We start from the raw sequence: 26,821 nt of genomic DNA on the forward strand, positions 1-26,821 counted from the left end.
CAAGGAGAGGGAGACGACCATGTCCTGGAGCAAATCACTCATCGCCGCCGCATTCGGCCTCGCCGCGCTGCTCGGCGCCACATCAGCGCAGGCCGAGGTCAAGGAGATCAGGCTCTCTAAGGGCTACGGCATCCTCTATCTGCCGCTGATCGTGATGGAGGATCAAAAGCTGATGGAGAAGCAGGCCGAGAAGGCCGGGCTCGGTCCGTTCAAGGTCAGCTGGCAGCTGCTCGACGGCGGCAACATCATCAACGACGCGATGATGGCCGGCTCGCTCGACATCGCCGGCACCGGCGCGCCCGGCTTCATCACGCTGTGGGCCAAGGCCAAGGGCATTCCGGCGGTGGAAGTGGTCGGCGTCAGCGGTCTCAGCTCGACCTCGCTGTGGATGAACAGCAACAATCCCGAGATCAAGTCGCTGAAGGATTTCAAGCCGAGCGACAAGATCGCGCTGCCGGGCATCAAGACCTCGCTGTCGGCGGTGATGTTGCAGATGATGGCGGCGCACGAGTTCGGCAAGGAGAACTATGCCAAGCTCGATCCGATGACGGTCGGCCTGCCGCATCCGGAAGCGGTGGCGGCGCTGATGTCGGGCAAGACGGAGATCACGGCGCATTTCACCTCGCCGCCGTTCTCCTACATCGAGCTGAAGGATCCCAAGATCCACCGGGTCGCCAATTCGGCCGACGTGCTCGGACGGTTGACGATGGACGTGGTGTTCGCGCCCAAGCGCTTCGTCGACGCCAACCCGAAGGTCGTGCAGGCCTTCCTCGATGCGCTCGACGAGGCCTGCACCCTGATCGCCAACGACAAGGCCGCCGCCGCCGAGATCTACGCCCGCACCGCCAAGGTGAAGACCACCAAGGAGGAGGTGCTGGAGATGCTGCAGGACAAGGACACCTGGTTCTCCGCCACGCCGGAGGGCGTGCTCAAGATCGCCGAGTTCATGCATGGCGTCGGCTCGATCAAGGTCAAGCCGGCAAGCTGGCAGGACATGTTCGTGACGCAGCTGCGCGACCGGAAGGGAAGCTGAGGCGAGGGCGCAGCGAGTCCCGCTGCAAGACATCGGCCCAACTTTCTCCGCCCGTCATTCCGGGCCGCGCGTAGCGCGAGCCCGGAATCCATAACCACGAACGGCCTTGCGACGAAGACGCGCCACAGCCATCCCGCGCCACACGTCCGCTCGTGGCTATGGATTCCGGGCTCATCCGCGCTACGCGCGAATGTCCCGGAATGACGGCGTGTGTCGCCACGGCCGTGCCGTCCATTTCTCCCGCGCGGACCGCCGCGACATTGTGGCCCAACTCTCTCCGCCCGTCATTGCGAGCGCAGCGAAGCAATCCAGGGTGGTGGGCAGGACTCTGGATTGCTCCGCTGCGCTCGCAATGACGGTGGAAAGAGTGTGCCCGACAACGCGCAGCAAGCTCCGGAACTCCCCTGAACCCATGCAGCAGCCGTCGAGACCCATTTTCTGGCTGCCGGCGGCGTCATTGCGCCGTCGCCAAAGCTGTGCTGTGTGATGCTGACACAACCGGACGAAGAGGGGGGACGCGCGATGCGGAAATTGCTGACCGTGCTGGCGGCGCTGATGACGCTGAGCCTGACCAATTGCGGCTACAATTCCATCCAGACCAATGACGAGCAGGTCAAGGCGGCCTGGTCGGAGGTGGTCAACCAGTATCAGCGCCGCGCCGACCTCGTGCCCAACCTCGTCAACAGCGTGAAGGGCTTCGCGCAGCAGGAGAAGGACGTGCTGCTCGGCGTCACCAACGCCCGCGCCAAGGTCGGCAGCGTCCAGGCGACGCCCGATGTGGTCAACGATCCCGCCGCGCTGCAGAAGTTCCAGGCGGCGCAGAGCGAGCTGACCGGCGCGCTGTCGCGGCTTCTCGTGGTCACCGAGAACTATCCGCAGCTGAAATCCGATCAATTGTTCCGCGACCTGATGTCCCAGCTCGAGGGCACCGAGAACCGCATCACCGTGGCGCGCAACCGCTACATCAAGTCGGTGCAGGAATATAACGTCGGCATCCGGACGTTCCCGAACAACCTCACGGCCATGATGTTCGGCTACAAGGAGAAGGCCAACTTCACGGTCGAGAACGAGCGCGAGATCTCGGTCGCGCCCAAGGTCGACTTCAACGCGCCGTCGCCCGCGCCCGCCAAGTAGCCGGAGCTTTCGCTCGTGCGCGCGCTGCCGGCCGTCAAGGCGCTGCTTGCGACGCTGCTCGTCTGCCTCGCCACGCTGGTGTGGGCCGACGTCGCGGTGCCGCCGCTGACCGGCCGTGTCGTCGACCAGACCGGCACGTTGTCGTCGTCCGACATTGCCAGCCTGACGCAGAAGCTCAAGGATCTGGAGACCCGCAAGGGCAGCCAGGTCGCGGTGCTGATCGTGCCGACGACGGAGCCGGAGACGATCGAGCAGTTCTCGATACGCGTTGCGGAAGCCTGGAAGATCGGCCGCAAGAAGGTCGATGACGGCGCGCTGCTGGTGATCGCGAAGGGTGACCGCAAGCTGCGCATCGAGGTCGGCTACGGCCTCGAGGGCAGTCTCACCGACGTCACCGCGCGGCGCATCATCGACGAGGTCATCACGCCCAAATTCCGCCAGGGCGATTTCGCCGGCGGCATCAATGCCGGCGTCGACCGCATCATCGGCGTGATCAATGGCGAGACCCTGCCGGTGCCGCAGCCGCAGGCCTCGCATGGCGACGATCTCGACTTCGATTCCATCACCTCGTTCGCGCCGGTGGCGCTGTTCGGCGCGCTGGTGATCGGCAGCATCCTGCGCACGCTGCTCGGCCGCCTGCTGGGCTCCTTCGCCACCGGCGGCGCCATGGGCGTCATTGCCTGGCTGATGGTCGGATCGGTGGGCCTCGCCGCGCTGTCGGGGATCGCCGGCTTCATCATCGCCTTCATCGCCGACAGTTTTGCATCGATGTCGGGCCCGGGCAGCGGCCGCCGCGGCGGCTGGTCTGGTGGCTCGTCGTCATCGGGCTGGAGCAGCGGCAGCAGCAGTTCGAGCGACAGCGGCAGCTTCTCCGGCGGCGGCGGCAGTTTTGGCGGCGGCGGCGCCTCGGGCAGCTGGTGAGGGGGGTGCGACCATGAGCATCACACGGATCGGCCGTCACCTGCTGCACCACCACTGGCAGCTCAAGCGCATCTTCACGCCGGAGGTGCTGGCGCGCATCGAGCAGGCGATCGCGGCCGGCGAGCGCACGCATGCGGGCCAGGTGCGCTTCGTCGTCGAAGGCGCGCTCGATGGCCGGCCGCTGTGGTGCAACCAGCCGCCGCGCGAGCGCGCGCTCGATGTGTTCTCCAATCTGCGCATCTGGGACACCGCTGATAACAACGGCGTCCTGATCTATCTGCTGCTCGCCGACCGCGACGTCGAGATCATCGCCGACCGCGGCATCCACGATCGCGTCGGCGCCGAAGGCTGGGAGACGATCTGCCGGGCGATGGAGGCCGAGTTCCGCGCCGGGCGTTTCGAGCAGGGCGTGATGCAGGGCATCGCCGCCGTCTCGCGCGAGCTCGCCAAGCACTATCCACCGCACGCCGGCGAGACGAACGAACTGCCCGACGCGCCGGTGGTGATGTAGCTCAGATCGTGCCGTGTGTTTACGCCAGCCGCTCGCGCTCACCCCGGCTGGATGCGAGCGCGCACCGCTCTCACCCCGTCATTGCGAGCGCAGCGAAGCAATCCAGAGTCCCACCCGCCGTCCTGGATTGCTTCGCTGCGCTCGCAATGACGCGGAGAGAGCACGGTATTACAGCTCATACCTTTGTCTCAGCTGCGCCCGTAGCGTCGCGTCATCGCCGCCGCCAGCTCCGCCATCTTCGCGCGCAGCTCGGGCGGGTCGAGCACCTCGGCCTCCGGGCCGAACCGCAGCAACTCGCCCGCCGCATGCCACAGCGTCGTCCCGGTCGGGATCGTGGCGATCCGCCAGCCGTCGGCGTCGGCTTCGGCGGCGAGGCGGGTTCGTGCCCGCACGTAAGGCTGGCTCCACACCTCCAGCAGTTTCACGCCGAGCGGCGACAGGCGCACGGTGGCCGCATTCGGATGCATCTCGGCCTCGAGCCGCTCCGTCGCGGCGCGCCAATAGGCGGCGAGGTCGAAATCGGCCGGCCGCGCGAAGCTGTCGGTCGTCACCGCGCAATCGAGGATGCGCGCGACGCGATAGGTCCGCACGCTGCGCTCGACCCCTCCTGCGAGATACCAGCTGCCGCCCTTGAGGACGAGGCCGAGCGGCGCGATGCGGCGGCGCTTCTCGGCGCGCCAGGTCTGATAGCGAATGTCCACCAGGACCTCGCGGAGCAGCGCATCGGCAATGGGACGCAAATGCTGCGGCTCCTCGGCCTCGCCGAACCAGCCGGGCGCATCGAGATGGAACCGCGCCTGCATGCGTCCGGCAGTGGCCCGCGACGCCTGCGGCAGCGCGGCCACGAGCTTGCTCTGCGCCGCGCTCATCGCGCCGTCGAGGCCGAGCGCCGCGGCCGGGCCGGGCAGGCCCGCCATGAACAGCGCGTCGGTCTCCGCCGGCGACAGCCCGTTCAGTCGCACGCGGTAGCCGTCGAGCAGACGAAAGCCGCCCTCGGCGCCGCGCTCGGCATAGACGGGAATGCCCGCGGCCGACAGCGCATCGATGTCGCGATAGATCGTGCGCACCGAGACCTCGCAGGCCTCGGCGAGCTCGGGGGCGGAGGCCTGGCCCTTGGCCTGCAGGGTGGTGAGGATCGAAAGCAGACGGCTGGCGCGCATGCCGCGGTTAAACCATACCTGACATGGATTGTCAGGTATGCTGTGCGACAAGCTGGAGATCGCAACGAACCAGGGGAGGAGACCACCATGGCAACCGACGACACCATCACGCTGTATTATTCGCCGCAGACCCGCGCCGCCGGCGCGCGCATCCTGCTTGAGGAACTCGGCGCGCCGTATCATCTGCACGTTCTCAACATGAAGGCCGGCGAGCAGCGCAAGCCGGAGTTCCTGGCGATCAATCCGCTCGGCAAGGTGCCGACGGTCGGCCATCGCGGCCAGATCGTGACCGAGCAGGTCGCGATCTTCATCTATCTCGCCGATCTGTTCCCGCGGGCCGGCCTGACGCCCGCGCTCGACGATCCCCTGCGCGGGCCCTACTTGCGCTGGATCGCCTATTACGGCTCCTCGTTCGAGCCGGCGGTGATCGATCATTTCATGAAGCGCGAGCCCGCGCCCGTCACGCAGTCGCCCTACGCCGACTACGAGACGATGCTATCAGCGCTCGAGGCGCAGCTCGCCAAGGGGCCCTATCTGTTCGGCGAACGCATGACGGCCGCCGACATTTTGTGGGGCGTCGCCTTCAACTGGACGATGATGTTCGGCATCGTGCCGCGCAAGGACGTGTTCGTCCGCTATGCCGAGCGCATCACGCAGCGTCCCGCCTTCCAGCGCGTCACCGCGTCGGATGTCGAGATGGCGGCACAGCACGCGGCGGCAGCAGGCTGACGCGACGCGGCCAGAGGTGAGCGGCGCCGCCGCTCACCTCGGCTAGATCTTCATCTTCAGCCGATAGGCGTAGCTGTCGCCGCGGAACAGGCCCTCGACATATTCCAGCATGCGGTTGGTCGGATCATAGGTCCGGCGCTTGATCAGCAGCGAGGGCAGCGGTTCGGTGAAGCCGAAGATCGAGCACTCCTCCGCATCGGGCGCGGTGGCCTCTATGGTCTGCTCGCAATGATCCGGCGGCGCGCCATGCGCGGCGAGATAGGCGTAGACCGAGCCCGACAGATCGGCCTGCTCGAGGCTCTGGCAGGCATCGAGGCTGTACCATGCGACCTCACGCGACAGCGGCACGCCGTCGCCAAAACGCACGCGGACGAGCTTGAGAAACCGCGCCGTCGACGGCAGGCCGAAGATCGAGGCGATCAGCCGATCGCTGAGCGCCTGTCGTTCGAGAATCTTCGACGACGGCTTGCGGCCGAGCTCCTCCATCTCCTGCGTGAAGCCCTTGAGGCGGTTCATGCCGGGCTCGAGAACGGTCTCCGGCTTCTGAACGATGTAGCCGAGCCGGCCATGCGCCGCGAGCAGCCGCCGCTTGCGCAGCGCATCGTAGGTGTTCTGTACGGTCGTCCGGCTGAGACCCAGTTCAGCCGCGAGATGGCGCTCGGCCGGCATGGTCGCCCCAGGCGCAACCGCACCCTGCTCGATCATGGCCGCGAGCTGTTCTTCGAGCTGACGATACAGCGGCATCGCCGTGTCTTCGCGAAGCTTGAGACGATCGATCAGGCTGTCGAGCTTGGGTGGGGAGCTTTTGCTGCGGTTCAATTCTCTACATGACCGTTGTAAAATCGAGTGAAAATGACCTAGCGGCGCGACTTCTATCCCGATTGTTGCGCCGAGATCAACGGACGTTCATGCCAAACGACGGTCTTCTCTTTGTCATAGGTAGCTTCGTTGCAGCAAGTGCCGCCAAGGTTGAAAGATTCCCGCGGCCCGGCGAATCCATGACCGCGAACGCCTTTGCCCTGGAGCCCGGAGGCAAGGGGCTCAACCTCGCGGTGGCCTGCCGGCGATTGGGCACGCAGGTCGACGGCATCGTGCCGATTGGCGACGACATGCTCTCCGGCCTTGCCGCATCGGCGCTGGACCGCGCCGGCCTTCCCGGCAAGATGCTTCGCCGGCTTCCCGGTCCGACCGGCGCGGGCATCGGCTTCATCGATGCGCAAGGCGAGAATTGCCTGGCCGTCTTCCCTGGTGCGAACGGGCGTCTGAGCGCCGAGGATGTGCGCGAGAAGCGCAGCGCGATCGCGCGCGCGGACATCACCATGGCCCAGTTCGAGGTCGGCGATGCGCCGATCATCGCGGCGTTCGAGATTGCGCGCGACGCGGGCAGGGCGACGCTGCTCAACCCTTCGCCGCTGCGTCCGCTCGACCCGCGGCTGCTCGCGCTGACGACCATCCTGGTTGTCAATGCCAATGAGGCTGCGGACCTGGCCTCTGATCTCGCGGGTGTCGGCAGACCAAGCTTCGATGCTGAACTGACCGATGCAGGACTTGGAGAGATCCAGGCCTTGGCCGAGGCGATCATGGCGAGGGGGCCCGCGATCGTCGTCGCGACGCTCGGCCGGGGCGGCGCCGTGTTCTGCCGCAGCGGCCAGCCGCCGTTTCACCAGCCGAGCTTTCCGGTCGTCGCGGTCGATACGCTCGGCGCGGGCGATGCCTTTGCGGCGGGGCTCGCGGTCAGTCTCGCTGAGGGGCAATCGCCGGAGAATGCGATGGCGTTTGCGAGCGCCTGCGGCGCCATTCTTGCCAGCACGTGGGGCGTGTTCGACGCCTTTCCCGACCGCGCTGCCGTCGAGGCCCTGCTGCGCGCCCATCGCTGATCGCACGCGGTCGGAAAACGGCCTGTGCGACCGCTCACCTCCCGCGCCACGCTCCCTGAGGAATTCCAAACAGAGGGGCTTGTTTTGGACTGTGTTTGGACCTTTAATGGCTGCAAGGGTATTCGGGGCGGGTTGCGGTCAAGCCGATCGCAGCGTGCTCCGGCCCTTCGGGCATGGGGCCGTTCGCAAGCGCCTGAGGTGGTTGCGCGAGGTTGAGTCATGCCCGCGTGAATGCCTCTGGCCGTTGGACATGACCGACGCGTTATTCGTTGAGATCATCGGAGCGATCTATCAGGCGGCCCATGATCAGACGGTCTGGCCGGACGTGGTCGAGAAGCTGCGGACTTTGCTGCAGGGGTCCAGAGCCTGCCTCGTCAGGATCGGACCGGATCGCCGTCCCGGCGATCTCATCGCGCCCAGCAACGATCCCGCCTTCCAGGATCGCTACATGGCCGAGTTCCTGGACGAGCCCAACATCATCGAGGACACGCTGCTCCGGGCCCCCGTCGGTCTCGTCTATCATGACCTCGATCGGATCGGGCGCGAGACGCTCCGCGACAGCCGCCTGTGGAACGAATGGATGGCGCCGCAGGACATGTATGGCGGACTGACCGTCAAGCTTTATGAGTTCGGATCGTCGGCGTGGTTCTTCGACGTCCAGCGCGGCCGCGACCAGCCGCCATTCACCTCGTCGGATGTCGGGCTGCTTGAATCCGTGACGCCGCATCTGCGGCGCGCCTTGGAGCTGAGCCGGTCGATCGGCCTGTCAAAGCTGTCCTGGGCGACCTTGCAGCATCTGCCGATCGGATTGATGGTGGTCGACAGCGCGCAGCATGTGGCGGCGCTGAATGCTCCGGCGGAGCGCATTCTCGCCGCTGCGGGCGCCGCGCTGTCCGTGCGCAGGGGCATCCTCGCAGCCGCCAGCCCGCAGAAGAACGCGCAATTGCAGCGCTTCCTTGCCGATGCCTGCGCGGCCTCTCATTCCGCTGATCATGCGGCGGGCGGCGACATCATGTTCGGCGAGCTCGACGGCGACGGCGCGCCGCTGCTGGCGCTGTCGATCTGTCCCGCGCGGGTCGGAGACATTCCCACGCTGGCGCCATGCGCCATCGTGATTTTGCGCAAGATCGCGCCGGAGACGCCGGCCGGCTTCGTCGACGAACTACGCCGGCTGTTCGACCTCACGCCGAAGGAAGCCGATATCGCGGCCGTGCTGAGCTCCGGCCGGTCGCTGAAGGACGTCGCGGCCGGCTCCGGCATCAAGTTCAGCACCGCGCGCAGCCATCTCGAGCGGATCTTCCGCAAGACCGGCACGAAGCAGCAGAGCCAGCTCGTCGCCGTGCTGAAGGACGTCCAGCTGATTCTTCAGCGCGAATGATGTCAGCGCACCGTCGGCGGTCGGCCGTCGGTCCGTGACTCCCCACGTAATCCGTCGCGATCGACTATGCGCTGAGCCAATTGCGCCAGCACGTCTCCCATCCAGAATGTGCTCCGCGCATGCCAGCGCGTCAGCACCGCGCACGCATGTCGATCGCATCGTCCGCAAGACCGGCACCGGCCGGCAGAGCCGGCTCGTGGCCGTCCTCGAGGACGAGCAACTGACGACGCCGCGCGACGAGACAACCGCTTCCAAAGTCCTGGCACGCTGATGATGTCGCCCCCGCTGTCATCGTCCGCAAAGCGGACGATCCATTGCGCTTCGGTCCACGATGTCGCGGAGGACTGGATGCTCCGCCTTCGCGGAGCATGACAGCGGTGGGGGCGACGAAAGCACGACTCGAAGCAAGCGCAGGCTCGCAGGAAACGCTCGTCTCGGCGCAGCTCTGTCCGAGTCGTTGATGTGGCAGGCCAGACACAATCGGACATCATCTGCAGGCCGTTCTACAGAGTTCCGCCATTTGCCGGACGTCGGCGCCGGTCGTGCCGGTGCACTGTTTGAACGAGCAGATGAGCCGCACGTCGCGGGCGAGGCATCGAGATGTCGCGCCCCACTCCGACGTGCACCGGATCAAGGAGTTGTCGCTGAAGTCTCTGATGTCGTGTCTGTCGTCCGCCGCGGTGATGGCTGTCATAGCCATCGCATCTGCTTCGACCGCCTCGGCGCAGCAGGTCTGCGACAGCGGCGGCGCGCCGAGCGGAACGGCTACGGGTGCAAGCTCTTTTGCTTGTGGTGACAACGCACAGGCAACCGGGGCCCTCAGCATCGCAATTGGAAGATTTTCATTGGCGTCCCGTGACTCGGCAAGTGCTATCGGAAACGGCACTACGGCGTCGGCGAACTACGCAACGGCTCTCGGCAACGGCGCCTTTGCGCCCGGCCTCCAATCAACCGCGGTGGGAGCTGCCACTGCCGTCCTCGGCGGATCCAGCACCGCTGTCGGCTTCCAGGCTGCTGTCGGAAACAACGGCACCAACGGCGTGGCAATCGGCTCAGGCGCGCTCGTGCTCGAGGCAAATGGTGCAGCGTTCGGTTCGAACTCGGAGGTCAGGGCGGCCAACGGAACGACGCTCGGCAATGGCGCCTCGGTCACCGCGGCGAACAGTGTGGCCATCGGCACAGGATCGGTCGCCAACCAGGCCAACTCGGTCTCGATGGGCGCCGTCGGCAACGAGCGCCGGGTGACCAACGTCGCCGCCGGTGTCAGTGCGACCGACGCGGTCAATGTCAGCCAGCTCACGGCGGTGGCCAACAATCTCGGCGGCGCCGTGCAGGGCCAGCTCGATGGCCTGCAGAGCCGGATCGGCGGGCTGCAGACGCAGGTCAACGGCCTGCAAACCCAGGTCAACGACAATCTGCGCGAGGCGCGGGCCGGCATCGCGCTGGCGATGGCGGCCGGCGCGCTGCAGTTCGATTCTCGTCCGGGCAAGGTGTCGGTCGCCGGCGCCTATGGCAACTTCAAGGGCTATTCCGGCCTCGCGGTCGGCGTCGGCTATGCCGTGACCGAGCGCCTGCGCTTCAACGCGACGTTCTCCGGCACGCCGGATCAGAACGCCTATGGTGGCGTCGTCTCGGGCTCCATCACGCTGAACTGAGCCCGTGCGTCTCGAACTCCTGCTGCTCTGCCTGCGCGCGGTCGCGGCCGGCCTGGTGCTGGGACTGCTCTGCAGTCCCGTCGTCAGCCGGGCCGAGCCGCCGCTGAAGCTGGTGCAGGCCCCACCGGAGCGCGACGCGCCTGCGCCGGCCGCGACGATCGCGCCTGAGCCGGCCAAGCCACGTCCGACCAAGCCGGCGCCGCCGAATGGGCCGCCGCGCGCGGCCCCCGCGCCGGCGCCGCCGGCCAGCGGGATCGTCGCGCCCGCCGTCGATGCCGCTGGTCTAAGCCAGCCGCAGACTCCCGAGCCCGTGATGCATGCGGCGCGCGCGGGCCTTGGGCCCTGCCTGCCCGCGGTCGAGCGCGGTGCCGCCTCCAGCATCGATGCGCCTCACAACGCCGTCTCCAACTGGTACCCCGGCGCGCCCAATCTCCACGCCTTTTCGTCGATCGCGGCGCAGACCTATCCGTCGGCGATGGCGCCGCGCGCGGCCTCCATCCTGCAGGCGACACCGTCGGCGACCGGCTGCGACGCCAGCGCGATCCAGGTGTTTCCGACGGCGCGGTCGTGCGCCGATGTCGAGCAGGAGTTTCTCAAGAGTGGTCCGGCGATCGGCCGGGTCGCCGGCCTGCCGGTCTTCAAGATGAATGGCGGCCACCGCCTGCTGATGCCGAGCGCCGGCAATGGCTGCGTCATCATCGGCCTCACCGTGCAATACGTCCCCGCCGCCCCGCCACCGCCGCCGTCGATCGTGGCGCCCAGTGCCGAAGGGGCGGGGACGCAGCCGCAAGCTGCCCAGGCGAAGAAGTAGACGCTTGCGGGAAAGTCATCAGTTTTCCCGCGCTTGGAGCGCGCCTTTGGCCATCCATGATGAGCCGCGACGCGCCCTTTTCTTCAGACTTCTGAACTCATTCGTTCATCGCTTGATCAGCGCAAGTTGACGATCGAAATCGGCGGCATCGAAGTAGTCCCGCCACACCGTGATCATGCCGTTCGCGACGGTGATCGTCCCCATCACGGGAAGCGTGATGGTCCCGCCGCTCTGGTGGGTGAAGACATCGACGCGCTCGTTGAGCACGACGTTGCCGTCGGCGGCGATCGCGGTGACCTTCCAGTCGACGGTGAACGCCGTCCCGATGCCGAAGCCTTCATGAAACTGACGGACATTGTCGCGCCCGACAATGTCGGGGAACGGTACGTTGTCGTAGAGCACGTCGTCGGACAGCATTGCGAGGGCCTCGTCGATGCGGTTGGCGCTCCAATGCGCGAAGAAAGTCTTGGCGATGTCGATCGGTTCGGAGGATGCCATTATGCGTTTCCTTGTTTCTGAGTTCCGAATTTGTCACTCCGTCATGCCCGGGCTTGTCCCGGGCATCCACGTCGTTCGGCACGCTGGGAACGACGTGGATGGCCGGGACAAGCCCGGCCATGACGGCGCTGAGAGAGAGGAGCCCAATCTTCGATTGTCATGTGCGGCAGCCCTGGTGGGCGGCTGCGGTCAGTCGAACTTGACGAGATTGAGCGCGGGCAGCGGGCCGCCCGGGAACTGGACGAGACGTGCGCCGATCGAAAGCGGACCGAGATCTATTCCGAAGAAGCCGAGGCGGTCGATCAGCGCGCCAAGCTCGGCTTTCGCGTCCGCATCGTCGCCCGAATAGAACAGCACGCGCCGGCCGCCTTCGCTGCGGGGATCGCCCGCCAGCACCGGCGCGAGCAGATGGTTGAACGCCTTGATGACGCGAGCGCCCGGCACCATGCCGGCGACGATCTCCGAGGACGTGCGGCCATGAAGCTCGGCCGGCTTGAACAGCGGCGCCTCGATCGGATTGTTGGCGTCGATCACGATCCTCCCGGCGAAGTTCGGCAGGCCGGCGAGCGCCGCCGGAAGCTTCGACCAGTTCACCGCGACGACAACGATGTCCTTTGCCGCGGCCTCCTCGCGCGTGCCGGCGCGGATGCTCGGCCCGATCGCGGCGACGGTCTCTGCAAGGCTGTCGGGGCCGCGGCTGTTGGAGAGCGTTGCCGCGATGCCGTTGCGGGCGAGCGCCGCAGCGACGGCGCGGCCGATATTCCCCGCGCCGATGATGCCGATGCTGGGATCACGCCGTTTCGGTTCGGAGGATTCATTGAAGGTTGTCATCACGCGCCTGCCTTTCGTCTCGCATTGTTGATCAGCGGCGGACCGTCCAGCGTTTCTCGCTGCGGGCCACATTCGTTCAGGTCCAGTCGTCCGCTGAAGTCACCATGACCGAAGCCGAGCGGCAGGATTAGCCGGCCGTGGCTTGCAGGATTTTCAACGAATGTTTTAAAGTGGAGGCGTGGAAACTCTCGCCAATCTCGAGTCCTTCATCCGCAGCGCGGAGCAGGGCAGCTTCTCGGAGGCCGCGCGGCGCCTGTCGATCACGCCCGCTGCGGTGAGCCGCAACGTCGCGGCCCTGGAGCGCAACCTCGGTGTGCGCCTGTTCCAGCGCTCGACGCGGAAGCTGACCCTCACCGAAGCCGGTGAAGCGTTCCGCGCGGCGATTGCCGACAACCTCGAAAGCCTGCAGGCGGCGATCGCGGGGATTGCGACGGACAAGGGCGATCCGGCCGGGACTCTCAAAGTCAGCATGCCCCCGACGCTGGGCATGATGTACATCCTGCCTCAGTTGTCGAGCTTCAGGGCGCGCCACCCGCGCATCAGGCCGGAGTGGCATTTCGAGACTCGCCAGGTCGATCTGATCGCCGAAGGCTATGACGTCGCGATCGGCGGCGGCTTCGACCGCTCCGCCGGGATCGTGGCCCGCGCGCTGGCGCCTGCGCATATCATCGCGGTCGCTTCCCCCGCCTATCTGAAAGGGCGCAAGCTGCCGGCCGATCCCGGCCGGCTGCGCGAGATGGACGGCATCGTCATGCGCTCGCTCGATACGGGACGTATCCGGCAATGGACCATGCGCGACGTCACTGGCCGGGAAATGGCCGCGCCGCTTCCTGCGACCCTTGTGGTGAATGATCCCGTGGCGATGCGAGAGGCCGCACTGCTCGGCCTCGGCGTCACCCTGACCGCGAGCGCCGATGTCCTGCCGGCCTTGGAATCGGGAGCGCTGCTGCGCCTCGTTCCCAACTGGTACGCCGACGCCGGCGCGATCTCGATCTACTATGCATCGCGCAAGCTGCTGCCGGGCAAGACCCGCGTCTTCGTCGACTGGGTCGCCGAAGCGTTCAAGACGCAGCGTCTGGCCGAGCGTTTCGCGGGCAGTCTCCGGTAGCTGGTCGTTGCCGGAAGCGGGTCATCTTGAGCCCTCGGGATCAACGGTGACGACATGGGGTGACGTCATGTGTGCCGAACGCCACAGTCAGAAGGGTCGAGGCATGCAACTGGCATGGACCATGACATTCCCCAGTCAGTCCTTCTCTGTTCAGCCAGGTCGCCTATGAATGATCAGACGACACAGCTCCTCGACCTCTTCCAGGCCAGCTGGTCCCGCTTCCACGGCATCGCGCCGCCGCTGGCGTATGTTCTCAGGAGCGCGCAGCGAACGCCCTGGGTGCGTTTCCACGCTGTGCCGAATTCCAAGCGCTACGCGGACAGCGCTGAGGAGCGTCAGGAGATTCTGCACCGGGCGAACGCGTTAGGAACTGAGATCCTCTCCCCTGACTCGGATTGCTGGCTGGTCCAATGCCGCGCCGAGGGAGAGACGATGTCATCTCCCGCTGCATCCTCGTTCAAGCCTGACGCGTCCTTTCGATTCCCCGACGCCGAGGATGACGACCATCAATGGATCGCAGCGGTGACTTTGGTGCGCTGGCAAGAGAGGAGCTTCGACGACTTGCTGATAGCCAGAGCTGACGGTGAGACAGGGCCAACCTTGTGGATGAACGGCAGCAACGGGGCGATCTTCGCTCCTTACGACGGTGGCTTCGACCTGTTTCCTGCCTCTGTTGCCGACGTGAACCGTCTCAAGGCACGCCATGCGGATTGGCTGTCGCGCCATCCTGACGGCCTGTGATCCTACTGTGCAAATGCGGGTGATACTGGCGCATTCAGATTCTTAGCCCGCACGACGGGCAATTCCCGCAATCCCCTCATGCGCCATTTGCCCGTCGAGCCAGTTTGCCGCACGCTGCGCCCTTGTGTTGTCGGGCAAATCACGACGATGATTCCGGCCATCCCGCCTGCGATGAAGAGGGGCGTGTCGGCCGATCGTCACGAGACGTGGCAGCGGGGAGCGGTGGCCGTGTCGGGCTTGGGGCTTCGCGATGAGCGGGGCCGGCGAGCAAGCCGGATGCGGACGGTCAAGTCGTAGGGTCCTGGCATCCCGATGCCGATGCCAAGTTCGTACGCGGGCTTCGCCTGCTGCGGATGACGGTGACCAGAAAGCCCGGCGCACCGGGGAGACTACGAAGCAGCCGTAAAGCTATCGCGCAGGGAAGGCCGGGTGTGTCCGGCTGAGCCTGTGGTTCCTGCCCCGTGCACTCTTTTCCCGCACGGGGGCCGCAGGTATCAGTCGATACCCGGTCTTCCCTGCGCCCTCCGACGAGTCGGGAGGGAGACAAGCCTGCCAAACCTCGGGCGCAATCTTGCCGCGAGCTCGTGCCGTGCTGCTCGCGGTGCTGAACACAGCGCTCGTCGCCGCGTCCCGATCAGCCGCATATTCAGGCACCGCTTGCCACACGAGTTCCACTTTGTTGGCGCAAATCCGCCCCGGATGAATCCCTAAAACTCAGCCAAGCCTTCGAAAAGTAAGATTTTAGCAATCAATCAAACGCTAACTAAGGTTACCAAGTGCTCAACGTCATGCGGAGACTCTGAACGTGAGCGAGAAACAGGCCGAACGTGCCAGCCTCGATATGGGCCTTGGCATGGCCAAGGATGGCGCAGAGCCGGTACTGAACACCCCCGCATCTCCCGAAGTCGCCGAGTCCGCCGTGCCTGCGGTTGCCGCGGTCGCACAGCCGATGATCGCGCCGGATCACGAAGCGCCTGCGGCGGACGTGCCGGGGCAACTCGTGAGCGAGACCAAGCCGGTCGTGGCGGAAGCCGCTGCGACGAAGACGGAGGCCAAGGCAGAGGCCAAGCCAGAGGCCGTTGCCATGATCACGGAGCCGGCCAACGTCGAGCCTGCCAAGATCGAGCCGGCCAAGATCGAACCGACTCCGATGACCCATTCAGAGCCGGCGCCGATCCAGGACAACGCCGAAGCGATCAAGGCCGAGCCGGCCAAGCCTGAGACCGCAAAGCCTGAGACCGCAAAGGCCGAGCCTGCAAAGATGGAGGCCGCAAAGCCTGGGCCTGCCAAGCCCGAGCCCGGCAGGATCAACCTCGCCAAGCCGTTGCCCGGCAAGTCCGAGGCCGCGACCACCTCGAACATCGCAAGATCATCGCCGACGATTCTCGACCTGATGCGGACCGAACCGGTGAAATCTCCACCGATCAAGACCGCTGCCGCCGGCGAACCGCTCAAGGTCGACACCCCCAAACTGTCATCGCTCGCGGCGAGCGCGCCCAAGATCGGGCCGATGGCGGCCACGCCGTCCAAATCGGAGATCAAGCCCGATAAGAAGGCGGAGCTGCCGAACAAGGCCGACGTGTCGGCCAAGCCGGCAGCCACGGCGAAGCCGGAGCCCGTCTCCAAGCCCGAGCTGGCGGCCAAGCCCGATCTGGCGATCAAGCCGGAATCGGCTGCGCCTGCGGCTGCAGCGGTCAAGCCCGACCTGGCCGCGAAACGCCCGGCCGCAGCAAATGTCGAGACGGCGGCGAAGGCCGGCATCGCCAGCGCCGCGGTGGACAAGGCCACGGCCTGGGCCAAAGCGAAGTTCAAGCCCGAGCCGACCCCAGCCGATTCAGCGAAGACGGCCAGCCCCGCGGCAGCGGCCGGCGCCGCCGCGCCGCAGCCGGGCGTGATCGCGGCGCAGCGCGCCGCGGCCGCGCGCCTCGGCCTTCCCGCGATGGCTGCCATCCTGCTGCTGGCGATGGTCGTCGGCGGAGTCGCCGGAGGTCTGGTCACGGCCACCTTCGTCAAGCGCAGTGGCGGCGAGGTCGCCGGCGGCACGGCGGAGACCACCACCGATCCCACGCTCGCCGCCACCGTGGCGCGGATCGACGGGGATATCGCCGCGCTCAAAGCGAGCCTCGACCAGACCAATCAGACCAGCCTGGTCGAACTCAACAAGTCGGCCGAGCGCATCGACCGGCTGGAGAAGATCCTGGGCGAGCTGTCGACCAAGTCCTCGGCCAAGCCGAGCGAATTGCAGCGCCTGAGCGACGCGGTGGAGCGGCTGCGCGCGGCGCAGGCGTCCGCCACGGCGCAGCAGCCGGCGACGCGCGACGCCAACGCATCTGTCCCGCAGGCCGTCGGCGCCATCAATGCCGCTGCGCCGCCTGCAGGCGTGGCCACCAGGCAGGAAGCGAGCCGGATGCTTGAAGCCGCGCGCGCCGAAGCAGCCAAGTCCGAAGCAGCCAAGTCCGAGGCCGCAAGGGCAGAGGCGAGCCGGGCCGCCGAAGCGGCGCGGGCCGAGGCCAGCAAGCCGAAGGTTGTCGACGGCTGGGTGCTGCGCGACGTCGGCCGTGGCGGGGCGCTGATCGAGGGCCGCGGCGGCCTCTATGAAGTCTACGCTGGCGATCCCGTGCCGGGCCTCGGCAAGGTCGACGCCATCCGCAAGCAGGACGGCCGCTGGGTCGTCGTCACCACCAAGGGGCTTGTCGTCGCGCGCTGACGGACCATCTTCTCGTGAACGCAGTCGACGAGGCGCCTCACCGGCACGTGAGGCGCCTCGTCGCACAATTGGCTCCCGCCGCCGCCTTTCGGCTATGTTCGAGGGCTAGCAGGCCGTCAGTTGCGTCTACGTCGGAAGCGAGGAGGCCGGTCTTGCGACTGTCTGTCATTGGTCTTGTGCTGCTGGGCCTGAGTTCGCTCGCCCACGCCGACGAGAGCGCGCCGCTGGAGCGCGGCACCGCGATCCTCGAGCCGTTCGCGCTGCGCGAGCTCGACAAGGGCGCGTTCGGGCTCGGCGCGATGCTCGCGAAAAGCGAGGCGCCGCTGACCGGCGCCGCGCTGTTCGCGCTGCCTGCCATGGTGCCTGTACGCAAGGCGCTCGACGCCGAGTTCGACCGTTATGTCGACAAGCACAAGGCGACGTTGCCGAACGAAAGCATCGGCGTCGGCAATGCCTACGCATTCCAATTGTTCGACCGCGCGGTGCTGGATTCTTCCGACGCCCGCTTCGTCCTGGCCGGAATCGTCAACCGGATGGACCGCGCCTTCGTCGATCCCGCCCATTGCGGCGAGGTGCGGCTGCTGTACCGCCTGACGCGGACGATGCCGCCAGAGGCCAAGGTCGGCGAGATCGCCTCGCCCAGGCTGCCGATGACGCTCAACGTCGTGCTCAAGGCGCGCAGCGACGAACAGGCCAGGGCGGATTCGCCGAGCTGTGCCGAGATCGCCAAGCGTTGGCTTTCGACATCCGACCTGCAGCTGACCGGCCCCGAGCTGGCGGCGAAGTTGACCGCGCCGGACGGGCCGCTCGCGCTGATCCGGCCGGAGAACATCCATCGCATCGAGACCAATCTGCAGATTGCGCATGCGCCGAAATCCGCGGTGCGCGATTTCCGCACCGACTACATGATGAAGGTGTTCGACTATCAGGCCACGAGCAACAGCTTCGAGGAGGCGGTGCTGGAGGATCAGGTCGACCGCGACCGGCTGCTTGCGGATGCCGATCTCGCGCGCGAGTTCAAGGCCTGGCTGCTCGATCCGGTCAATCTCGCCGCCTTCGATCGCGGCATGGCGGTGATCCCCGACAAATTCCTGGCCAAGGTCGCGGTGGCGCCGACGCCGACCGGCTTCGTCAATTCGGATCTGCTGCCGGCCTATGGGCTGGTGCAGGGAGAGGAAGGGAAGGGCGCGGTCTTCAGCGAGGCCGACGTGGTCGGGGCGCTGGAGAAGGCGGCCGCGCAGGGGGTAACGCTGCAGACCATTCAATCGGTCGCCGGTTTCGAGCGGCGCCTGAACGATTCGAGCTGCGGCGGCTGCCACCAGACCCGCGGCATCGGCGGCTTCCACTTCCCGGGCGTCGACTGGATGGCCGAGAAGCCGTCCAACACCACGGTGGTGCCGGCCTCGCCGCACTTCTTCGGCGACCAGGTGCGCCGTCGCGACATCCTCACTGCCTTCGCCGAAGGCCGCGCACCCGACTTTTCGCGCGGCTTCGCCAGCCGCCCGCAACTGCGCGGCAGCGACGAGCTTGGGGGCACCGTCTACAATGACGGCTGGGGCGGCCATTGCTACGCGGCCAAGAGCGAGGCCGTCGACAACGACAGGAGCTTTTCGACCTGGACCTGCGCCGCGAAGCTGTCCTGTCAGACCGGCCCCGCGACGCGCTTCGGCATGTGCTTCATCGCGACGCGCTAGCTCAGGCCACCGCGCCGCGCGCACGCAGGGTTTTGATGGCGTCGTCGTCGAAGCCGGCCTGGCGCAGGATCTCGTCGCTGTGCTGGCCGACACCGGGCGGCTTGCGCGGGGCGACCTTGCGCTGGCCGTCGATGAAGATCGGGCTGCTGACGGTGAGCATGGTGTCGTTCTCGAACGGCACCAGCACCTCGTTCTCCAGCATCTGTTTGTCGTTCGGAATGTCGTCCAAAATTCCGACGACGCCGAACACCAGGCCGCTGCCGTCGAGGATCTTGCGCCAATCGGCCAGCGGCTTGGTCGCGAACACCGCGTCGAACTCGTGGATCAGCTCGACCGAGCGGGCGTGGCGGTCGGCCTTGGTGGCGAAGCGCGGATCGTCGATCAGGTCGTCACGGCCCAAGCAGCGCGCCAGGATCGGCCACTGCTTCTCCTCGTTGAGCAGCGACAGCATGATCCAGCGGCCATCCTGGCATTTGTAGTGGTTGGCCACCGCATTCAGCGCCCGCTCGCGCGGCCGCCGCTCAACAAAGGTCGCGCCGCACAGCTTGGCCTGGGCGAGCACGGAGGCCGCCCAGACGCCGTTCGCCATCAGGTTGGAGGCCACATGCGAGCCCTTGCCGGTCCGCTCGCGCTGATACAGCGCCGTGACGATCGCGCCATAGAAGGCCATGGCGCAGGGGTGGTCGCCCATGCCGGCCACCGAGCGCGCCGGCGTCGTGCTCTCGTCGGCGCGGACGAGGTCCATCAGTCCGGACCGCGCCCAATAGGCGTTGCTGTCGAAGCCCGGCTTGTCGGCCTCCTCGCCCTTTTCCCCATACCCCGTAAACGACGCATAGATCAGCCGCTCATTCAGCGGCGCCAGTCTTTCGTAGGTGAGGCCGAGCTTGGCGCGGACCGAGGGCGGGAAGTTGGTGATGAAAACGTCGGCCTCGCGAACCAGCCTTTGCAGGACGTCTTGCGCCTCCGGCTTCGACAGATCGAGCGCGAGGCTGCGCTTGTTGCGGGCTTCGAGATACCAGGCGTAATTGTGCTCGCTGCGGGGATAGCCGGGCAGGTTCGGGAGGTTGCGGTAGGGATCGCCGGCGCCGGGCGGCTCGATCTTGATGACGTCGGCGCCGAAATCGGAAAGCACGGTGGCGGCGGCAGGGGCGGCGATGAAGCTCGCGCAATCCAGCACCTTCAGGCCATGAAAAATGCCCTTGTCATCCATGTGGCGTCACTCCCGTCATCGTTTCCGCGCGCTGGAATTCTAGTGTCGGCGCGGTTCGGGGCCTATTTGACCCGGGACGGGCGGGCGAGGCAATGGCGGGGAAGACGGATGCTACTACAAACAATATGAAACATGTGATCAGGAGCGGTCGCCGCTCCTGTCTGATCTCGTCGTGTCAAATAGCGATGGCGTGGTGCCTGGAACGCGTGCGCCGAAAAGCCGTCTGACGGAATGGCGCGCCGCGCCTGCTACACCTTGAGGTTCTCAGCCGACGTCCTGCCACGGTTGGCGATCTCTTCGTACTCGATGGTCTGGCCCTCGTTGAGGGTCGTGAGTCCGGCCTTCTGCACTGCGGAGATATGAACGAAAATGTCCTTGCCCCCGGCCGCGGGCTGGATGAAACCATAGCCCTTGGTCGGGTTGAACCACTTGACCGTACCTTTAGCCATACGTTGCCTCCGCGGGTATCAATCCAGAACGAGCCTACGGTCCCCGCAAACCGTCAGGCCCGGATTTCGAGACTACTGCGGTTGTGACAGGCTTGGTAGCGCAAACAGCGGGCGCTCCTGGCCCGAAACGATCGATATCGTGGCGGTTTTGCGGCTTTCGACCGACGCGCGCCCACCCCGTCGCAACCGTTCTCGATATGACAGCGCAGGCTGCGGACAGGTTCAATGAGACCTTTCATGCGGCAGCGCCTCCACCTGCCACGAGATCGGTGGGCTCCGCAGCGGTGCGGACCCGCATCGGCTCGGCGCGGCCGCGGATCTCCACCTCCCGCTGCGGCAGGATGTCCGGACCGATCCCGGCCCGCGCGTAGACGTCGTCGGAGATGATGACCTGACAGCCGAGTGTCTTTGTCAGGTCCTGCAGCCGCGAGGCCACATTCACGGCATCGCCGAGCGCCGTAAACACCATGTGGTCGCGATAGCCGATCTCGCCAACGATGACTTCGCCGCCGTGAATGCCGATGCCGAAGCGGATCGGCTCGGGCAGATCGTGGCTCAGGAGCCGATTGAGCTCGGCGACGTTGACCGCGATGTCACCCGCGGCCCGGATCGCCTGGCTGCAGGCGACCTGCGGATCCGCCGAAAGTCCGAACAGCGCGAGCATGCCGTCGCCGACGAACTGATTAGGTTGCCCGCCGTTGCTGAGCACGGCTTGTGAGACCGCTGTGAGAAAGCGATTGACGATGAACACGACGTCGAACGGCAGGCGCTTCTCGGCAAGGCTGGTCGATCCGCGCATGTCGACGAACAGGCTGACGAGATAGCGTTCCTGCCCGATGCCAGCGCTCGGGTTGCTGTGCGCTCCATGCGCCAGGTTGGGCATGAACAACTGGAAGAAGGACAGGTCGTCGGTGGGACGCAACTGACAGGCCAGCCGAATCGAAGGATCGTCGGTGCCGACCTGCGCCAGGACGAAGGCTTCTCGTGGTGATGGCGGCGGCAAGTGGCTGGGATCGCCGATCACCCGGATGCGGCACGTCGAGCAGCGCGCGCGTCCGCCGCACATGCTGGCATGAGGCACGTTGTTACGTTGGCTGGCCTCCAGCACCGAGAGGCCCTTCGGCACCCGGATGACGCGGCCGTTGTTGTAGGACAGGGTCACCACCCCGCCGCGCCGCTCGTGCAACGCGCGGGCTCCGCGGGCAGCGAGCGCGATGCCGATCAGGCCGAGATAGCCAATCAGGAAACCGTTCATAATGGCTTCGAGCTTTGCCCCTTCCATGGGGGTGCCCATCTGCTTCTGAGACAGGTTCTCGGCGCGCCATTGCGCGGTCGTGCTCACGGCGATGACGTCACGGCCGCCGCGGTAGAAGCCGAGCAGCGCCAGCGTGGGGATCAGCACGGCGCAAGCGAGCAGCCACGGCGCCGCGCGCCTGTAGAACGGCTTCAGCCGCAGCCAGAAGTGTAGCCCGATGCAGCCGTGGATCCACGACGTCAGCAGTGCCGCGGACATCAGCCAGAGCCGCCAGGACGGGCCCGTCCAATAGGAATACAGAACCTGCGGGTACAGCTTCTCGTGTCCGTACAGCGTCTGCCCGAGACGCACGCCCGCGATGTGGCTGAAGATCAGCGCGGGAATGCTCAGGCCGAGCAAAAGCTGCAATGGCTCGATCGTGCCGCGGCTGAATTGCCGGCGCTGATACAGCGCCCACACCCCCAGCCCGCCATGCGTCAGAGCGGCCGCGTAGAATACGACGGCGACGGGGAGGAATTGCCAGAAGGCGATGTGGTAGGACACTCCGTCGGCGAGGGCGTCCAGCGAGATGTTGCCGAGGGCATGGTTGAGGAAGTGGCTGAGAAGATAGCAGAACAGGATGATCCCGCAGATCAGCCTGATCTGGCGGAGGCCGAGGCCGCGAAACGCGGTGCGCAGATGGTGTGGAAGCGAAAAACGGGTCATGCTGTCCGTGCGAGCGTGAACCGCCAAACTAGAGATTTATTCCAGCACGGCCTAGAGGCGATGGCCGAGCGGCGGCGGTATCGGGGCGTCTGCGCACGAGCATCGACTCCCGCGTTGACTCGTCCGGCCATGTCGGGGAAAAGCACGCCGTGGCGACCATCCCTCCCGACATTGACAGCCGAAAATCCCAGGACCAGCGCGCGGCGTGGCTGATCCCGTTGGCCGTGATCACGGGCATGACGATCATGCGCATGGTCTATGCGGCCGCTCTCGATCTGCGCACCGACGAAGCCTATTACTGGACCTGGTCGAAGGAGTTGCAGCTCTGCTTCCTCGACCATCCGCCGATGATTTCCTGGTTCATCAGGCTCGGAACCGCGCTGTTCGGCGACACCAACCTCGGTGTGCGCTTCGCCGGCATCCTCGCCATGGTCGCGACGCAGCTGCTGCTCGCCGACATCGTCCGCCGCCTCACCCACAACGTGCAGGCCGTGGTTCTCGCGGTGCTGCTGCCCGAGGCCGCGCTGTATTACGGGCTGCTGATGGCCAAGGTCGCCCCGGATGTCGCGGCGATTCCGTTCGCGGTGGCGATGATGTGGGCGCTGGTCAGGCTCGCCGAAAGCAATGACGGACGTTGGTGGCTGGCCGCCGGAATGTTCGGCGGTCTGGCGCTGTTGTCCAAATTCACGGTGGTGATGCTGCTGCCCGCCGTCGCGGCGTTTCTGCTCGTGCCGAGCTGGCGTGGCCGCTGGCTTTTCAGTCCGTATCCGTGGCTCGGCGCGGTGATCGCGCTGATCGTGTTCTCGCCGGTGCTGATCTGGAACGTTCAGCACGACTGGGCCTCGTTCCGCTTTCAGTTCGTCCGCGCCACGGCGCCGCACGATTTTTCGTTGCGGACGCTCGGCGACTACATCGGTCTGCAGTTCGGACAGGTTGGCTTCGTGCTGCTGCCGGTCACGCTGACGGCGCTGACCTTGACCGCCTGGCGCGGCTATCGCACACGTGAGCCGGTCGGCATTCTGTTGTCGACGGCGGTGCTCGTTCCCTTTCTCTACTTCCTCTGGAAATCCCTGACTCTGCGGATCGGCGACACCTGGCCGATGTTCATGTGGCCGATCGGGTTTGCGGCGGTGGCGATCAACATCGTCAAGCTCAGGGAGGACGGCGCGCCGGCCTGGTTCATCCGCTCGACGCTGCGCTGGGCGCGGATCGCGGTGGTGAGTGGGATCGCCATGGTCGTGCTGATCTTCCTCTATTACGTCGCCGCGCCCTGGAATTTCCTGGGCCGCACCGATCCGATCGGCGCGGAGGCTGGCTATGAGCAGGTGGCGGAGCGGCTCGAACAGGAGCTCAAAACCACCGGCGCCACCTGGATCGCGACTTCCGACTATCGCACCTATGCGATGATGCGCTGGTTCATGCGCGGCCGCGTGCCGGTGATCCAGATCAACGAGCGCGCCCGCTTCGTCGGCTTCCGTGATCCCGGCATGGCGCAGATCGCTGGGCATACGGGTCTCTATGTTGTCCGCGATCCGGACAACACCGCACCGCTGCTGGCGGGCACCACCGCACGGCGCGAGCCGCTCGGCAGCGTGGAGCGGAGCTGGCGCGGCCGTGTCATGGACAGCTACACGTTCGGCAAGCTGACGGGCTGGACGCCCGAGCTCTCGCCGCCGGCGGAGTCGCCGCTGTACCAGTGGCGCTGGCTCGCCGGCGATCCCGACGCCACGCCGTACGCCTGATCATTTCTCGTCATCCTCCTGCTTGCGCAGCAGGTCCTTGGCGAGATCCGCGAGCGCCGGCCGCGGCAGCGCGGCGAACGGCATCGGTCGCGTGACGTCGATCGCGGCGAGACCGAGCCGCGCCGTCAGCAGGCCGTTGAGCACGCCTTCGCCGAGGCGCTGCGACAGCTTCGCCGCGATGCCGTGACCGAGCACCTGCTGGATCAGGCTGTCGCTCGCCGCCATGCCGCCGGTGATGGCGAGATGGGCGACGACGTGGCGCAAGAGACTGATCATGCCGAGCGCGCCGGGACGTCCGCCATAGAGCCGCGCCAATTGCCGGATCATGCGCAAGGACGCGACGAACACGAACAGCACGTCGATCATCGCGCGCGGGCTGACCGCGGTGACCACCGAGACGCGCTGCGCGGCAACCGACACCAGCCGCCGTGCCTCGATGTCGAGCGGTGCCATCAGCTCGCGCTCGGCGAGCTTGATCATGTCGGCGCCGTCGATGATGTCGTCGGCATGACCGGCAAGCGCGGCGCGCGGCCGCGCCAGTCGCGGATTGGCGTGCGCGATCCGCAGCAGCTCGGCGATGACCTCGCGGCTTTCGGCGCGATCGTCGGAGAGCAGCACGGCGGCGGCGCGCCGATGCAGCTTCTCGATCGTGGCGAGCCGCACCAGCCCATAGGTCTCTCGCCCGATCACGGCGGCCAGCGCGATCGCTGCGGCGGCGGCAAAACCTGAGCCGACATAGCCGAGCGCCTCGCTGCGCGCGAACAGATCCTCGATCAGCCGGGTGACGCCGAGGCCCAGGCCGAGCAGGACGAGGCCGCCGACCGATCCCCAAAACAAGCCGCCCCAGGGAAAGCCGCGCCGCGCCGGCAGCACGGTCTCGATCGGCACCGGCAGTTGCGCCGGATCGGCCTCCGGGGTGATCTGGATGGTGCCGCGGCTCGGGCGCGCGGCGTCCTCGGTATCGACCACGACGACATCGGGATCGTCGAGCCGGAAGGTCTGGGGCCGACGGGGCTTGGCGCGATCGCTCATTGCAGCCGGTCTCCGATCAGGAACTGAAGGGCGCGGTCCATGCGGATATGGGGCAGCGCCGGCTCGACGCCAGCCTCCGGGACCAGCAGCGGCGGCCGGAAGCGGAGGAAACGGAAGTCGGTCCCGTCGGCGCCCGCGCTGGACAGGCCGCGATAGGCGCCGCCCTTGAACAGCTCCTCGGCATCGGCCGGAAGCTCGCCGGGGAAGGTGGCGACCTCGGTGTTGCCGTCGAAGATCTCGCCATTGGCGCTCTCGCCGGCGGCCGGGGTGCCGAGCAGCGACGGTAGCTTGTCGCGGCCGCGCGCGACCAGCGCCTCGCGCGTCGCGCGCACCGCTGCCAGTGCCACCACGTCGATCACGGCGCCGGTGCTCTCGGCGCGAGCGACCGCGCGATTGACCGCGCGCCGCAGCACCGCTTCGAGACGATCGTGGCTGGTGTGGTGGAGATGGTCGGCCTTGGTCGCTGCGAACAGGATGCGGTCGATCCGCGGCCTGAACAACGCGGTCAGCAAATTGCCGCGTCCGACGCGGAAGCAGTCGAGAATGCCGGTCAGCGCGGCCTCGAGATCGTGCAGCGCCTCGGGGCCGGCGTTGAACGCAGCAAGAGCATCGACCAGCACGATCTGGCGGTCGAGCCGCGCGAAATGATCGCGGAAGAACGGCCTCACCACGATTTCCTTGTAGGACTCGAAGCGCCGCGCCATCATCGCCCACAGCGAGCCGCTCGGCGCGCTGCCGTCGGCCGGCACGTCGAGCGGGGCGAAGGTCAGCGCCGGCGAGCCGGCGAGATTGCCGGGCATCAGGAAACGTCCGGGCGGCAGCAGGCTCATCGCGAAGCGCTCATCGCGGCAGGCGCGCAAATAATCGGTGAACAGACGGGCCGCCTCGAGCGTCGCCGGCTCATCCTCGCGGCCCTCGGCCGACAGCGTCGAAAGATGCGCGTGCCAGGCCTTGGCGACATCTGCCCGCGGCTCGCTGCGCGACAGCGCGAGGCTCTCGCTCGCCCACTGTTCATAGGTCTTGTTGAGCAGCGGCAAATCGAGCAGCCACTCGCCGGGATAGTCGACGATGTCCAGGGTCAAGGTGCGCTCGGCGCCGTTGGTGCGCTGAAATTCGATCACCAGCCGGAGCTCGCTGATATCGACCGTCGAGCTCGGCCAGCGCCGCTCGGCGACCAGCGCCTTGACGTGGCTCTCATAGGCAAAGCGCGGCACGCCGTCGTCGGGTTGCGGCGCGAGATAGGCCTTTGCGATACGGCCCGACGCCAGCGCCTCGAACACCGGCATGCGTCCGCCGCGAACGAGGTCGTGGATCAGCGCGGTGATGAACACCGTCTTGCCGGCCCGTGACAGCCCGGTGACGCCGAGCCGTAATGTCGGGTTCAGGAAGCTCTCGCCATAATCGAGCAGGGCGCGGGCCGAGAGCCGCGCTTCCTCGACGAGATCGGAGAAGGACACCATGGGAGGAGGGGATTGGCCAGTTGAAAAGAGCGTGAGCGATTTTTGACAGGTGGCGACGCAAAACGCCGGATTCAAGCTCACATTTCCGCACCGTTTCCGGATAGAACCAGACCTTGAACGGAACGTTGACCACTGGAAACCATAATCATTGCGGCACAATTGTCCCCTGTGGCCAGTTGT

Annotated in this window: 22 protein-coding genes and 2 pseudogenes; 15 read left to right on the top strand and 9 right to left on the bottom strand. The window is 66.6% G+C overall.

Annotation, left to right across the window (positions count from 1 at the left end; translation table 11 throughout):
• The first annotated feature begins 19 nt into the window (after positions 1–19).
• The 4 genes from ACQR1Y_RS24020 (at position 20) to ACQR1Y_RS24035 (ending at position 3,599) form a co-directional block, all read left to right on the top strand.
• Positions 20–1,033, top strand: coding sequence for an ABC transporter substrate-binding protein (locus ACQR1Y_RS24020; RefSeq protein ID WP_434878461.1), 1,014 nt, complete (start codon positions 20–22; stop codon positions 1,031–1,033).
• A 522-nt stretch (positions 1,034–1,555) separates the two neighbouring features.
• On the top strand, positions 1,556–2,167 hold the full coding sequence (locus tag ACQR1Y_RS24025; RefSeq protein WP_434878462.1) for a LemA family protein: 612 nt from the start codon (positions 1,556–1,558) through the stop codon (positions 2,165–2,167).
• 15 nt (positions 2,168–2,182) lie between these two features.
• Positions 2,183–3,088, top strand: a complete 906-nt coding sequence (locus tag ACQR1Y_RS24030; protein WP_434878463.1) for a TPM domain-containing protein — start codon at positions 2,183–2,185, stop codon at positions 3,086–3,088.
• Between the two features lie 13 nt (positions 3,089–3,101).
• A complete protein-coding gene (locus ACQR1Y_RS24035; protein ID WP_434878464.1) occupies positions 3,102–3,599 on the top strand; it encodes a TPM domain-containing protein in 498 nt (165 codons plus the stop codon).
• A 188-nt stretch (positions 3,600–3,787) separates the two neighbouring features.
• On the opposite strand, the gene ACQR1Y_RS24040 is transcribed toward ACQR1Y_RS24035, so the two are convergent.
• Entirely contained in the window at positions 3,788–4,759 is a 972-nt protein-coding gene (locus ACQR1Y_RS24040) for a helix-turn-helix transcriptional regulator (RefSeq protein ID WP_434878465.1), read from the bottom strand.
• Between the two features lie 87 nt (positions 4,760–4,846).
• Between ACQR1Y_RS24040 and ACQR1Y_RS24045 the strand changes: the two genes are divergently transcribed.
• Positions 4,847–5,488: a glutathione S-transferase family protein gene (locus ACQR1Y_RS24045; RefSeq protein WP_434878466.1), complete on the top strand. Its 642-nt coding sequence runs from the start codon at positions 4,847–4,849 to the stop codon at positions 5,486–5,488.
• Between the two features lie 42 nt (positions 5,489–5,530).
• Here ACQR1Y_RS24045 and ACQR1Y_RS24050 read toward each other — a convergent pair whose 3' ends face one another.
• Positions 5,531–6,232, bottom strand: coding sequence for a GntR family transcriptional regulator (locus ACQR1Y_RS24050; RefSeq protein WP_434894318.1), 702 nt, complete (start codon positions 6,230–6,232; stop codon positions 5,531–5,533).
• 50 nt (positions 6,233–6,282) lie between these two features.
• Here ACQR1Y_RS24050 and ACQR1Y_RS24055 point away from each other — a divergent pair, with 50 nt between their 5' ends.
• The 5 genes and pseudogenes from ACQR1Y_RS24055 (at position 6,283) to ACQR1Y_RS24075 (ending at position 11,209) form a co-directional block, all read left to right on the top strand.
• A complete protein-coding gene (locus tag ACQR1Y_RS24055; RefSeq protein WP_434894319.1) occupies positions 6,283–7,365 on the top strand; it encodes a ribokinase in 1,083 nt (360 codons plus the stop codon).
• Between the two features lie 250 nt (positions 7,366–7,615).
• Complete coding sequence (locus tag ACQR1Y_RS24060; protein WP_434860011.1) at positions 7,616–8,743, top strand: helix-turn-helix transcriptional regulator; 1,128 nt, start codon at positions 7,616–7,618, stop codon at positions 8,741–8,743.
• Positions 8,744–9,426: 683 nt separating this feature from the next.
• Positions 9,427–9,663, top strand: a pseudogene (locus ACQR1Y_RS24065) (hypothetical protein); the annotation flags it as partial.
• A gap of 36 nt (positions 9,664–9,699) precedes the next feature.
• On the top strand, positions 9,700–10,398 hold the full coding sequence (locus ACQR1Y_RS24070) for a YadA family autotransporter adhesin (protein WP_434878519.1): 699 nt from the start codon (positions 9,700–9,702) through the stop codon (positions 10,396–10,398).
• A gap of 4 nt (positions 10,399–10,402) precedes the next feature.
• Entirely contained in the window at positions 10,403–11,209 is an 807-nt protein-coding gene (locus tag ACQR1Y_RS24075; RefSeq protein WP_434878469.1) for a hypothetical protein, read from the top strand.
• A gap of 105 nt (positions 11,210–11,314) precedes the next feature.
• Here the strand turns inward: ACQR1Y_RS24075 and ACQR1Y_RS24080 are convergent, their stop codons facing one another.
• Together ACQR1Y_RS24080 and ACQR1Y_RS24085 are read right to left on the bottom strand one after the other, a co-directional pair.
• A complete protein-coding gene (locus ACQR1Y_RS24080) occupies positions 11,315–11,707 on the bottom strand; it encodes a limonene-1,2-epoxide hydrolase family protein (RefSeq protein WP_434878470.1) in 393 nt (130 codons plus the stop codon).
• 189 nt (positions 11,708–11,896) lie between these two features.
• On the bottom strand, positions 11,897–12,538 hold the full coding sequence (locus ACQR1Y_RS24085) for an NADPH-dependent F420 reductase (protein WP_434878471.1): 642 nt from the start codon (positions 12,536–12,538) through the stop codon (positions 11,897–11,899).
• A gap of 178 nt (positions 12,539–12,716) precedes the next feature.
• Here ACQR1Y_RS24085 and ACQR1Y_RS24090 point away from each other — a divergent pair, with 178 nt between their 5' ends.
• The 4 genes and pseudogenes from ACQR1Y_RS24090 (at position 12,717) to ACQR1Y_RS24105 (ending at position 18,788) form a co-directional block, all read left to right on the top strand.
• Complete coding sequence (locus ACQR1Y_RS24090) at positions 12,717–13,646, top strand: LysR substrate-binding domain-containing protein (protein WP_434878472.1); 930 nt, start codon at positions 12,717–12,719, stop codon at positions 13,644–13,646.
• A gap of 165 nt (positions 13,647–13,811) precedes the next feature.
• A complete protein-coding gene (locus ACQR1Y_RS24095; RefSeq protein WP_434878473.1) occupies positions 13,812–14,387 on the top strand; it encodes a DUF3885 domain-containing protein in 576 nt (191 codons plus the stop codon).
• A 2,527-nt stretch (positions 14,388–16,914) separates the two neighbouring features.
• Positions 16,915–17,094 (top strand): annotated as a pseudogene (locus ACQR1Y_RS24100) (hypothetical protein); the annotation flags it as partial.
• A 152-nt stretch (positions 17,095–17,246) separates the two neighbouring features.
• A complete protein-coding gene (locus ACQR1Y_RS24105) occupies positions 17,247–18,788 on the top strand; it encodes a hypothetical protein (RefSeq protein ID WP_434878474.1) in 1,542 nt (513 codons plus the stop codon).
• Between the two features lies 1 nt (position 18,789).
• Here the strand turns inward: ACQR1Y_RS24105 and ACQR1Y_RS24110 are convergent, their stop codons facing one another.
• The 3 genes from ACQR1Y_RS24110 to ACQR1Y_RS24120 all read right to left on the bottom strand — a co-directional run bounded on the left by ACQR1Y_RS24110 (position 18,790) and on the right by ACQR1Y_RS24120 (position 22,407).
• The gene (locus ACQR1Y_RS24110) at positions 18,790–19,998 is read right to left on the bottom strand and encodes a CaiB/BaiF CoA transferase family protein (RefSeq protein ID WP_434878475.1); all 1,209 of its coding nucleotides are present in this window, start codon (positions 19,996–19,998) and stop codon (positions 18,790–18,792) included.
• Positions 19,999–20,246: 248 nt separating this feature from the next.
• The gene (locus ACQR1Y_RS24115) at positions 20,247–20,447 is read right to left on the bottom strand and encodes a cold-shock protein (RefSeq protein WP_434860019.1); all 201 of its coding nucleotides are present in this window, start codon (positions 20,445–20,447) and stop codon (positions 20,247–20,249) included.
• 235 nt (positions 20,448–20,682) lie between these two features.
• A complete protein-coding gene (locus ACQR1Y_RS24120) occupies positions 20,683–22,407 on the bottom strand; it encodes an adenylate/guanylate cyclase domain-containing protein (RefSeq protein WP_434878476.1) in 1,725 nt (574 codons plus the stop codon).
• Positions 22,408–22,643: 236 nt separating this feature from the next.
• Here ACQR1Y_RS24120 and ACQR1Y_RS24125 point away from each other — a divergent pair, with 236 nt between their 5' ends.
• On the top strand, positions 22,644–24,149 hold the full coding sequence (locus ACQR1Y_RS24125; protein WP_434878520.1) for a glycosyltransferase family 39 protein: 1,506 nt from the start codon (positions 22,644–22,646) through the stop codon (positions 24,147–24,149).
• Here the strand turns inward: ACQR1Y_RS24125 and ACQR1Y_RS24130 are convergent, their stop codons facing one another.
• Positions 24,150–25,181, bottom strand: coding sequence for a YcjF family protein (locus ACQR1Y_RS24130; protein WP_434860021.1), 1,032 nt, complete (start codon positions 25,179–25,181; stop codon positions 24,150–24,152).
• Positions 25,178–26,641: a YcjX family protein gene (locus tag ACQR1Y_RS24135; RefSeq protein WP_434878477.1), complete on the bottom strand. Its 1,464-nt coding sequence runs from the start codon at positions 26,639–26,641 to the stop codon at positions 25,178–25,180. Before ACQR1Y_RS24135 ends, ACQR1Y_RS24130 begins: the two co-directional genes overlap by 4 nt.
• Between the last annotated feature and the right edge of the window lie 180 nt (positions 26,642–26,821).

Source organism: Bradyrhizobium sp. HKCCYLRH3099 (assembly GCF_051167855.1).
In the GTDB taxonomy this organism is placed as follows: Bacteria; Pseudomonadota; Alphaproteobacteria; order Rhizobiales; family Xanthobacteraceae; genus Bradyrhizobium.